Source organism: Vibrio sp. OPT41 (genome assembly GCF_015163595.1).
Classification (GTDB): domain Bacteria; phylum Pseudomonadota; class Gammaproteobacteria; order Enterobacterales; family Vibrionaceae; genus Vibrio; species Vibrio alginolyticus.
Window position 1 is genome coordinate 19,709 of record NZ_JADDYH010000009.1, and the last position, 11,106, is coordinate 30,814.

Consider the following 11,106-nt stretch of genomic DNA (forward strand, 5'->3'; position numbering starts at 1 on the left):
CGGCGGCTTCGGTATTGCGTTGTTCACCCCTTAGCAGGGTGTTAGGTGTTTCTGGGAGATGGAGGATATGTTTAACCAATGGGAAGTGAAAGAGGCGTTCGCTGAGATAACAGTGGAATGTTGGGGTGACTTGGTCTATCTCCTCGAAGCTAGTTTTTTAGATTGGTCGGAATTTATATTTCGAGGACAAGCTGACTCTGATTGGACTTTAAGATCTAAGTTTGATCGGGACTATAAAAATATGCTCTCAGAGATTAGTAATTATAATTCTTCAGAAGCCTCTAAAATCAGAGGTTTGATACAGCTTAAGTCTCGACATGATTTACTTGAAGAACATTTATCTAGGTTTAAGACTAACGCTGTTGGTAGAAGAGGCGCTAGCCCTACGAGCTTGAATGATATGGAATGGTGGTCTTTAGGTCAGCACTTTGGTTTGTCTACACCTTTGCTTGATTGGTCTAGATCGCCTTATGTATCGCTATATTTTTCACTCATCTCTCAAACTTTACCTGAATCTGGATATCACGCACTTTGGGTATTCTCTCCAATAGCGTTTCATGATTTACATATTAATCAAGACCATAGAGTTGAATCAGAAGACGAAAGTATTAGATTCATCCATGATGCATTGTGTGAGGAAAACCAAAGGGTTATTAGTCAGGGAGGAGTTTTCACACTTACGCCTAACGGGGAAGATATTGACGAATTAATCCCTAAGGTGCTCAATTTAAATGGGCATGCACCTGTGTTGTATAAAATTAAAATACCAATGTCTAATAGAGATGACTTTTTGAGGCATTTGGAGTCAATGAACGTGCATAGTGGGACACTTTTCCCTGATTTAATTGGTGCTGCAGATTTAGCAAATAGGCAACTGGAAAAGGAAAAAACGCTTTTGCTTCGCCGAAAATGTGATAGCTTTGCCGATAGGTTATTGAGCCTTAATCTATACCACGAAACACCTAACAAAGCGTTTAAGAGTGATTCGTAACGCGTGGCATTTTTACTATGCGTTGGTTTTAGTGTTTAGGGTGGTATGCGGCAGCTTAAGTATTGCGTTGCTCACACTTTAACAGGGCGTTATGCGCCAAAAATTGGATTCACATCCATGCTTTTGTGGAGGATACGGATTATCTCAATATTTTGACTGCCAATCTGACGATAAAATATTACGTGGCTTCCTTGTGGGAATTTTCTGTAGCTATCGCGAATTTCGTCACAGGCTTTACCAATGTCAGGATTTTCGGCTAACAGCCAAAATGAGTCATCAAACTGTTTTAGATAAATATTTCGCTGTTCACGACCCCAGCGTCGAGAGGTAAACAAGGCTATATCTCTTAAATCAGATTTCGCCTTGTTAGTTAACTGAAATGGTCTCATTTTCGCTCTTCGCTATCTAACTCATTGATAAACAAATCAAGGTCATAATCCGCAACTCCACTTTCTTCACCTTCAACAAGCAATTGGCGTAAAGTGTTCATTTTAGTTTCTTGGGTTTCAAGTAAACGTAAAGCGGAACGAATGACTTCACTTGCAGAGCCATAGCGACCGCTTTGGATTTGATTAGCAATAAAACCGTCAAAATGGTCACCCAAAGTAATACTAGTGTTCTTAGCCATAACATAGCCCTTTAATACCAAAATATACCTAATTATGGTATTAGTTGAGCTTGAATGCAAGTAGTGATTCGCAACACGTGGTATCTTTACTATGCGTTAAGCTTAGTTGAGCTCTGTGCTCACACCCTAATGTGGCGTTACTTTTCCATGTTTCAGCCAATCAGTTATATCCTACTTTAGTAATATAACTGACAAGGTTCTGTCCAACGGCTTGCTGACGGGGTAGATCATCGTAACGCAGAACTGCCCCATTATTTGCTAAAAAAATTTTCGATCGATAAATCCCGTCAGAATTTGCCCTATATTTCCTAATGTCGAACCAGAGCCGGGGTGTGCACATTCTGGACAAAAGCGAGAAAAACATGAACTCTTAAGAGTTTTGTCCAGAATGTATAGTCATTCAAAAGAGAACATTGATTAAAAAGGCTCTAATGACAAAGCAATCGTCAATAGCACTGGCAAAGTTACGATGCTTAAAAAGTTACCAAACAGAACCATTGAAGCGACCTTGGCAGGCTCAAGGCCAAACCTCTCAGCAAGCAGGTAATTCATGACTGCTGGAGGCAACATCGAAAAGAGTAACATCATCTGCAAATGCATGGTCGGCAGTGGAATAAGCATATAAATAATCCCAAAAGTAACCGCCCCTGTTGCCAACGACTGCAGAGTGCAAAGCAGACCGACTTTAAGACCGCTCAGGCGCATATTACACATCTGAGTCCCGAGGGATAAAAGCATAATTGGGACGGCTGTCTGCCCCAGAAGTGCTGTTGCATTATAAAGAGGCTCCCAGATACTAATGTCGGTCAAGTTTAGTATCAGAGCCACAATAGCCGCGATAAACATAGGCATATGTACAACCTGCTTAAGAGGATTCCCTTTGCTGACTAATGTCAGACCAAGACTGACATGCGTACAAACCGAAACGACGAGCAACAGTACTGCTGGTGCTATAGCATCCTCGCCAAACGTGTAAGTAAAGAGAGGTATTGCTAAGTTAGCACTATTGCGAAACATATGTGGCGGAGCCCAGACTTTGTAAGGAAGTTTAAACAACCGACATATTGGAACCATTAACAAGCCAGGGATAAATATCGCAACAAGCGAAGCACTAAGCAGCGGCACTTGGGTCATATCAAGTGGCATCGTTCCTACTGAAGAAAACACCAGAGCAGGCAAGAACATATCCATGTTAATACGGTTAATGGGCAGAAAATCCATTTTAATCCAACGACCAATGCCGTACCCCATAGCCACGAGGGAAAATAGCGGAAACAGTATTCCGATGACTAATTCAAACATCTTACTACCTGTTTTCCAGTGCTGTCTGTAAACGCTCTAAAGCGATGGCAAGACTAGTGTGATTGGTACCGTAACAGACACGCAGGTGACCACACCCCGCCTCTCCAAATGCTTCCCCGGGTGCGACGCCTACTTTAGACTTCTCAATCATATCCAGAATAAATGGCTGGCTATTGTTAGCTAACCCATCAACCTTCAGGAAGGCATAAAAGGTTGCCGGCATTTCATACAAGGTTACGCCAGAGATATTACCTAATGCTTCACGCACCATATCTCTCGAATGACGAAAACGCTTCAGTGTCTGTTGTAAAAAGACTTCGCCCTGCTCAATTGCAGCAACGCCTGCGGCCTGAACAAAGGCAGGAGCACAGGAAACATTAAACTCAATCAGCTTGGTAATCGTTGGCCGGAGAGGCTTAGGCAGAGTAAGCCAGCCCAAACGCCATCCCGTCATACACCAGGTTTTGGAGAAACTATTACAAACAATAATACGATCATGGTCATCGATGAACTGACAAAAGGAAGGGGCAGATGTTCCCTCATAAACATGGCGGTTATACACTTCATCCGAGATTACCCATCCCCCGGTCTGTCGAGAAAACTCGGTTATCGCTTTAAGCTGTTGTTCGCTCGCCATCCATCCAGTCGGATTGGCTGGTGAATTGATAACTAATGCCCGGGCATCTTTCGTCACCGCAAAAAGCGCCTCCATATCCAGTTCGAATCGTCCTTCGACCTGAGTAAGCGGGAACTCTACGACTTCCGCACCAAGTAGACTTGGAATAGCGGTCAGTATCGGATAAGCAGGACTGATAACAACCACCTTATCCCCTGGCTTTAATACGGCCTGAGCGGCAAGCATCACCGCATTGGTACCTGACAAGGTCACTACGATATTCTCATCGGTAAACGGACGCTCAAACAGACATGACTGGTAGTCAGCCAGCGCCTGGCGCAACTGCGGTATACCATTGTTTGGTGTATACAATGTCTGCCCCTGCTCCAGGCTTTCGAAAGCCGCCTGCTTAATAAAATCAGGTGTAACAATATCTGACTCTCCAAACCACAGGGGAATGACATCTTTTTGCGACATACCAAAGTTGGCAATAGCGCGGATAGAAGACTCTTTCAATTGTGACGCAACCGGACTGATGTCGCTAAGTATGGAAGACTGCATTGTTGTACCTCGGCTAAAAACTCGACTAATAAGCTCTAATCTTATCGGTCATAGCAGGAATTGCCTTGCTTTTCAGGTGTGACATAAGCCCATTTTTGCATTAGTCTTCCAATTATTACCTCATTAATAGCGGAATCTTTCTATGAAGAAGCTTGATAAAGTCGATATTGCCGTATTGCAGCGTTTGCAGCAGGATGGACGCTTAACAAATGCAAAGCTTGCCCAAGAGCTGGCAATCAGTGAAACCCCCTGTTGGAGGAGGCTAAAGCGCTTGGAAGAAGAGCAATATATAGAGGGGTATCAGGCTAACCTGAATCGCCGCAAGCTAGGGTTTGGCGTTCTGGCATTTGTTCAGCTTACCTGTACAAAGCATGATACTGAAACAACCAGGATTTTCGAGTCTATTATCCAAAGCTCTGAGAACGTGCTTTCTTGCCACAATACAACCGGCGATTCGGATTTTATGCTCCAGGTTGTCGCTAAAGATCTTGATGATTACAGCGATTTTGTTGAAAGAGAGCTAAGGCAGCTACCCGGCGTGTCTGTGATTAGCTCAAATATTTCTCTACGAGAGCTGAAGTCATCCACAAGGCTACCGGTTTCTCTCTGACACAACCAACCTATGTCACACTTTCTTTACATCTGAATTAGTCTTTCATAATTACGTTGTTTTATGAAAGACTATTTACTTTTTGATTGATATCCAGGCAACCTTTGCAAGGTAATTTCTTCGCACAAAGGTAGACTGTTAACAACTGATACCACTAAACAGCACTGCGGAGAAGCCTATGAAAGCCGTCGTTATAGAAAAATTTTCATCTATTCCAGAAATCAAAAATGTACCGGATCCAACACCCGCTTCCCATGGTGTGGTAATTAAAGTTGAAGCGACTGGCGTATGTCGCAGTGACTGGCACTGCTGGCAAGGTCATGATGAGGACGTTGTACTCCCGCACGTACCCGGTCATGAATTTGCCGGTGTTATCGAAGAAGTTGGTTCAGAGGTGAATAGGTTCAAGGTTGGCCAGCGAGTGACAGTGCCGTTTGTAAACGCATGTGGCTCCTGTCCTGAGTGTAATACCGGTAATCATCAGGTGTGTGGTAACCAGACCCAGCCCGGCTTTACGCATTGGGGATCATTTGCTGAATACACCACTGTTGATCACGCTGACGTAAATTTGGTCACCCTACCAGAGCATCTGGACTTTGTTACAGCAGCCAGCCTTGGCTGCCGGTTTGTAACTTCATTCAGAGCGGTAGTCGATCAAGGCAAAGTTTCTGCCGGACAATGGGTAGCAGTACATGGCTGTGGTGGTGTCGGCCTGTCAGCGATTATGATTGCGACTGCAATTGGTGCCAATGTAATCGCCATCGATATTGATGATACCAAGCTGGAAATGGCACGCTCGCTTGGGGCTGTAGCCACGGTAAATGGCAATAAAGTCGCTGATGTTGCAGAAGCTGTAATTGAGATCAGTAAAGGAGGTGCACATGTTTCTCTTGATGCTCTGGGGCACCCTATCACCTGTGTAAACTCAGTGAAGAGCTTGCGCAAATTAGGCAAGCATATACAAGTCGGGTTATTACTTGCTGAACAGGCCAATCCTGCTATGCCTATGGCTAAAGTTATCGCTGACGAACTGGAAATTATAGGTAGCCACGGCATGCAAGCACATCGTTACGATGCCATGTTAGCCATGATGATGTCCGGAAAATTAACACCAGAGAAATTGCTGGGCCGTACTATCAGCCTAGAACAATCGATTGAGGCTCTAACCACTATGGATTCGGCAACCACACCTGGCGTTACGGTTGTTACAGGTTTCTAAGGAGGGCGAAATGACACAAGATAAACAATCTCCGATTATCGGGTTTATTGGGGGTGGTAATATGGCCGCCGCCATGATTAGTGGGCTGATTTCGAAAGGTTTTCTGGCGCAGGATATACAGGTGTCAGAACCATCCGCAGAAAGAGTGGCATGGTTATCAGACAAATATGGTGTATCTACGGTAAGTAAAACGCAGGATGTCGTTGATAAGTCGGATGTTGTTGTGCTGGCGGTCAAGCCTCAGGTTATAGAAGCTGTTGTAAAACAAATTGATATCAGAGCAGATAGAAGTCAGGTTTTTGTTTCCATCGCTGCAGGCACATCTATCAAAACACTCGAGAATATATTGGGCCATGAGTGTGCAATAGTGCGCTTGATGCCCAATATGCCAGCGCTGGTTGGCGCTGGGATGTCTGGTTTATATGCAAATGCCAACACCGATGATCAACAAAAGAAGCTTGCAACCACGGTCGCTGAATCTTTTGGTGAGTGCTTAGAAGTACAGAATGAAAATGACATTAACCTAGTCACAGCGCTTTCTGGTAGCGGTCCGGCGTATTTCCTGCTTATGATGCAATGCATGATCTCAGCTGGTGAAGAGCTGGGGATGAGATCTGATGATGTAAAGCGCCTGGTTGGTCATACGGCCCTGGGGGCTGCAAAATTAGCATTACTATCTGATGATGAACCAGATACACTTTGCCAACGTATTGCGTCACCCGGCGGAACCACTGAAGCGGCGCTTACTACTCTGCATGAGAGAGAAGTTGAAAGTGCTGTAAAACAAGCGGTTAAAGCGGCATACCAGCGTGGTTTGGAATTAAGAGTTTAAGTAGGCAGAGGCAATATATGAGCTACTTAAATGCATAGTTATGCGAACTACTAATATGCTCCAGCTTTTAAAAATGCTCACTGATGTCCAATTCCTGTTACGGCGACCACCGTTATAAATGGTGGTCATTGTCGTTTTGGGATACTAAAACTTATCGATAGAGTAGAAATCGTCCTATCGTCCTAAATTGAAAATGTCCAAAGACGTGCTGGTGCTGATCTCAGCTTCTATGTGATCACCAAGCGATTCTGTCGTACCTTAATTACTAAGCGACTTTGTCGACTTACACATGACTAGGTGAAGTGATGGAACCATTTTTTGTAAGAAAGTTTCTTACTGCGCTTTGATACCTCAAATATTATCGTCACAAAAATATCAACTTATAGTTGTATTAAGCAATATCAACATATGGTTGTATTTTTCTAATGCGTTGATATTAAAGCAATTATAAATGCCACTTTATGGTTGTATCAACATGGGTTATTGTTTTCCCAATTTAGCAGCAAGATGAATTTTCGGGAATAGCGAATGAAACAAAATATTAACTTTTATTCGAACGCTGGAAGTGACAAGCCACAGCGTAGTTCTGTGGCTTGGGGTGTAGATGTTAATTGGCGGTAGAGGCAATCTCAGAATTGGACAATGGTTTTCTCTGTCTTACTTTTATTTGCGACAAGATAACGCCAGAGATGACTAACAACCCACCAATAATGTGGTAAGTGTAAATTTTCTCACCAATTAGTGTTGAAGCAAGTATGACGGAAACCACAGGCATTAGGTTCATGAACATAGCACTTGAATCAGCACCAATTGAATCAATCGCTTTGACCCACATCAGCGGCGCGAAAATGGAAGCAGCAATACCAGCATAAGCGATTAATGGTAGCGCGTCTTGGCTTGGTAACAGTTGCTCACTAGAGAGCCAAAGTGGTGTGAGCATCAAAACAGAAAAGAAGCCCTGCATGTAAACCAGAGTCAAACTACTGAATGGCATTTTCCAGCGTTTTAGCAGAACACAATAAGCCGCGTATACCATGGCAGCAACGAGCATTAAGCTGTCACCTTGCGTTAAGTCTTGATGTAAAAAGTAAGTGATATCACCGTGACCAAGCATAAATGCTAAGCCGCCGAGCGAAATGACACCACCGACGATACTTAACATTGATATAGATTTACCGAGCAATGGGACACTTAAAAACACACTGATCAAAGGAACTAAAGAGGTGATCAGGGCCATATTAGAGGCCGTTGTTGTTAAACCGGCATAGTATCCAAGTGACTGGTTGAGAACCATACCAAGTAACGCAAGAAACGCCAACTTAGCTAAGTAAGGTCGAGTAATGTGTCGTTGTTTGATGATTGCAGGCAGGCAAAATGGCGTTAGGAGTACCATTGCGACAAACCAACGGTAGAAACTCATCGCACTTGGTTCAATGGCGCTCGCAGCCATCTTGTTCACAATTGAGTTACCACCCCAAATCATAACGGTGAAAAACGGAAGTAAATAAATCATGAGAACCCTATAGCACAATTATTGATGGCGCTAGTCTGGCAGGTCTTTATAATAAAAAGTATCTCTTAAAAGACATCGTAAGCGATAGGAAGACAATTTTGAAAAAGAGCGCCAGAAATCTTCACCCCTCCTTATCAATCGATCGTGCGCCATCAGATGTATTTATGAATTTCGAAGCGTTTCTCTCTAATACAGAAACACGAATTCATAGCCACCCTTGGGGGCAAGTGCAACTGATCAGCGGTGGGATTCTGGAGATGGATGCAGAAGACACAAGATTTCTAGCACCTCCACATCTTGCTATTTGGGTTCCCGCCGGAATTCGTCACACTAGCTACAACCGTAAGCCAATCGAATATTGTTCTTTGAACATTGCCCCTGAATTGACAGCGCATTTTCCTACCAAAACGAGCTTGATCAAAGTGACTCCAATCGTGTCATCTATTATTGAGGACTTTCGTCAGCGAGACATTAATGTGGCGCAAACTGATGAAGACAAGCGCTTGGTACAAGTGTTATTGGACCAGCTTGCAAAGCAAGAAGTCGAACATCACTTTTTACCGACTACCGACAATAAGTATCTTGAACCGATTTTAAAAGCAGTAGAAGAATCGCCGACGGATGAGATCAGTTTGGCGGAGTGGGCGGCAAAAGTGCATACCACAGAACGCACGTTAGCGAGACATTGCCAGAGTGAATTAGGAATGAGCTTTACTGAGTGGCGCTTACGTGTGCGATATTTACATTCTATGGAGTTGCTGCGTAAAGGGCAGACCGTAAAGGAAGTCGCGTTGACGTTAGGTTATAACCAAGCTAGCCCTTTTATCGCAATGTTCAAGAAATACTCCGGCATGACACCGGAGCAATATAAGAACCGCTTATTATAACTGAGCCAGAACGTAATTCAGACCACCGACCACGGCTGCAACTTGCGCATCGTTGCACTCTTCGTCGGTCACCGTTGGGCTGTCTGGGTACACTTCCGTTGTCGTGCCGTAAACGCAATTTGTTACGCCGCCACACAGACCCAGCTTCACCATTGGGTAGTTGATAACGCCAAACTGTACGACGGGTGAACCAATGATTTCGCCGTTTTCATCTGCTGGTGCAATGTGAGTCACTTTTGCAACTGACTCAATGACCGCTTTTTGGAAGTCAGGCTGAGGGTTTTCACTATCTCCAACTGTGTAAAAACCGTCTGGGATCATGCCCTCGATGTACTCAATGCCATCACGAGCGGCAAGCGCAGGACGGAACTCTGTTTCATCGGAGTCTGTCGTCTCGTGCAAATCAATGTGCATTAACACATCGCCTAAAGTTGCAACGAGCTTCATGAGGTTAGCGGACTCTTCGGCAGGGCTATCCTTATAGAAAGAGCGGTTTGGATCAATCGCGTTTGGATTCCAGCGGTTGATCACCTCGTAACCCCAAGGGCTTACGCAGGGTACAACGACAATATTGAAATGCTCTGCATAGCGCTCTGCTTCTGTTTCTACAAACTTTAATGCGCCATGTACACCGCTGGTTTCGTAACCGTGCACGCCGCCTGTGACCAACACAACAGGTTTAGTTGAATCCCAATTGCGTGTTTTGATACAAAACAGAGGGAAGCGTGCCTCGTTGTATGAGAGCGCCCCATATTGTTCAACATCAAAACGCTCGCGTAGGGCATCGATTTTACTGACGACTTCATCTTGGTAGCTACGTTTTACTTCTTGCGTTGCTAACCAAGCTTTACGTTCTTCTTCGTTCCAAGGTTGGCCAGGAGTACCGATCGGGTAAATGTATCCACTTTTCATCTATACTTTTTCTTTTGACTGCTGAAAGGTATCACAAGACTAGACCTGTCTTATCTTTACGGCAATATAAAACACCATTTGGGGTGGTATTCTTTGCAAAATCATCACTTTGATGAGTGATTCATTGGTGTTACATTTTGTTACTTACTCAATTTCATATAAGAGACCAAAAATGGCTGGAGCAAGTTTACTCACACTGCTGGACGATATTGCCACGGTGCTTGATGATGTCGCCTTAATGTCAAAAATGGCGGCAAAGAAAACCGCAGGTGTGTTGGGAGATGATCTAGCGTTAAACGCTCAACAAGTGTCTGGTGTTGCATCTGAGCGAGAGATTCCAGTGGTTTGGGCGGTTGCAAAAGGCTCATTCAAAAATAAATTGATTTTAGTTCCTTCAGCTTTACTTATTAGCGCGATTATTCCATGGCTTATCATGCCATTATTGCTAATTGGCGGCTTATTTCTCTGCTTTGAAGGGGCAGAGAAAGTACTTGAGAAAGTGTTTCCTCACCCGCATCCGCACGAAGAAAAAGAGGAGCTAGTTAATACTGGCGAGTCGATAGAAGAGTATGAAAAGCGTAAAGTTTCTGGTGCGATTCGAACAGACTTTATCCTTTCAGCAGAGATCATTGTGATTGCGTTAGGTACCGTGACAGGAGCCAGTCTTGTTACGCAAATTTTAGTTGTCAGTTTAATTGCAGTGATTATGACGGTTGGAGTTTATGGACTAGTCGCTGGGATTGTGAAGCTAGATGATTTAGGCCTTTACCTTGAAAGTCGCTCAAACGGTAAAGGTTGGGTGGCGAAAGTCGGAGGGGCCTTGGTCGCTTTTGCACCAAAGTTGATGAAGTTATTAACCATTGTAGGAACTGCAGCGATGTTTTTGGTGGGTGGGGGAATTGTGGTGCACAACGTGCCCGCCATTCATCACTTTGTAGAGCCGATTATTATGAATTTTAGTGGTCATTCGGTTGCTACAGCCATTTTGCCTATTTTATTGAACGGTATTATCGGCTTTGTGGCGGGGTTGGTTGT

General features: G+C 44.1%; 12 protein-coding genes. 6 read left to right on the plus strand and 6 right to left on the minus strand.

The genetic code is table 11. From position 1 onward, the window contains the following. The first annotated feature begins 67 nt into the window (after positions 1-67). Positions 68-991, plus strand: a complete 924-nt coding sequence (locus tag IQP38_RS00730) for an FRG domain-containing protein (protein ID WP_193837182.1) — start codon at positions 68-70, stop codon at positions 989-991. A gap of 89 nt (positions 992-1,080) precedes the next feature. Here the strand turns inward: IQP38_RS00730 and IQP38_RS00740 are convergent, their stop codons facing one another. From IQP38_RS00740 to IQP38_RS00755, 4 genes are all read right to left on the minus strand, one after another. After that, the gene (locus tag IQP38_RS00740; RefSeq protein ID WP_017449644.1) at positions 1,081-1,380 is read right to left on the minus strand and encodes a type II toxin-antitoxin system RelE/ParE family toxin; all 300 of its coding nucleotides are present in this window, start codon (positions 1,378-1,380) and stop codon (positions 1,081-1,083) included. Beyond that, positions 1,377-1,619, minus strand: coding sequence for a type II toxin-antitoxin system ParD family antitoxin (locus IQP38_RS00745; RefSeq protein ID WP_193837183.1), 243 nt, complete (start codon positions 1,617-1,619; stop codon positions 1,377-1,379). The genes IQP38_RS00740 and IQP38_RS00745 overlap by 4 nt, the downstream gene beginning before the upstream one ends. A 417-nt stretch (positions 1,620-2,036) precedes the next feature. Then, a complete protein-coding gene (locus IQP38_RS00750) occupies positions 2,037-2,921 on the minus strand; it encodes an AEC family transporter (RefSeq protein WP_193837184.1) in 885 nt (294 codons plus the stop codon). A gap of 4 nt (positions 2,922-2,925) precedes the next feature. Further along, positions 2,926-4,098, minus strand: coding sequence for a pyridoxal phosphate-dependent aminotransferase (locus tag IQP38_RS00755; RefSeq protein ID WP_193837185.1), 1,173 nt, complete (start codon positions 4,096-4,098; stop codon positions 2,926-2,928). A gap of 142 nt (positions 4,099-4,240) precedes the next feature. Here IQP38_RS00755 and IQP38_RS00760 point away from each other — a divergent pair, with 142 nt between their 5' ends. The 3 genes from IQP38_RS00760 to proC all read left to right on the plus strand — a co-directional run bounded on the left by IQP38_RS00760 (position 4,241) and on the right by proC (position 6,759). Further along, a complete protein-coding gene (locus IQP38_RS00760) occupies positions 4,241-4,708 on the plus strand; it encodes an Lrp/AsnC family transcriptional regulator (protein WP_167415958.1) in 468 nt (155 codons plus the stop codon). Positions 4,709-4,886: 178 nt separating this feature from the next. Beyond that, a complete protein-coding gene (locus tag IQP38_RS00765; RefSeq protein ID WP_137282533.1) occupies positions 4,887-5,927 on the plus strand; it encodes a zinc-dependent alcohol dehydrogenase family protein in 1,041 nt (346 codons plus the stop codon). A gap of 10 nt (positions 5,928-5,937) precedes the next feature. Then, positions 5,938-6,759, plus strand: a complete 822-nt coding sequence (gene proC / locus IQP38_RS00770; RefSeq protein ID WP_193837186.1) for a pyrroline-5-carboxylate reductase — start codon at positions 5,938-5,940, stop codon at positions 6,757-6,759. A gap of 607 nt (positions 6,760-7,366) precedes the next feature. Here the strand turns inward: proC and IQP38_RS00775 are convergent. Next, positions 7,367-8,272 (minus strand): DMT family transporter, encoded by a 906-nt coding sequence (locus tag IQP38_RS00775; RefSeq protein WP_042521576.1) that lies wholly within the window; start codon positions 8,270-8,272, stop codon positions 7,367-7,369. 98 nt (positions 8,273-8,370) lie between these two features. Here IQP38_RS00775 and IQP38_RS00780 point away from each other — a divergent pair, with 98 nt between their 5' ends. After that, the gene (locus tag IQP38_RS00780; RefSeq protein ID WP_005385013.1) at positions 8,371-9,159 is read left to right on the plus strand and encodes an AraC family transcriptional regulator; all 789 of its coding nucleotides are present in this window, start codon (positions 8,371-8,373) and stop codon (positions 9,157-9,159) included. On the opposite strand, the gene IQP38_RS00785 is transcribed toward IQP38_RS00780, so the two are convergent. Next, a complete protein-coding gene (locus tag IQP38_RS00785; RefSeq protein WP_042521574.1) occupies positions 9,154-10,071 on the minus strand; it encodes a M14 family metallocarboxypeptidase in 918 nt (305 codons plus the stop codon). The two genes, IQP38_RS00780 and IQP38_RS00785, sit on opposite strands and share 6 nt — an antisense overlap. A gap of 172 nt (positions 10,072-10,243) precedes the next feature. Here IQP38_RS00785 and IQP38_RS00790 point away from each other — a divergent pair. Next, on the plus strand, positions 10,244-11,106 hold an 863-nt coding region (locus tag IQP38_RS00790; RefSeq protein ID WP_193837228.1), incomplete at its 3' end, for a DUF808 domain-containing protein.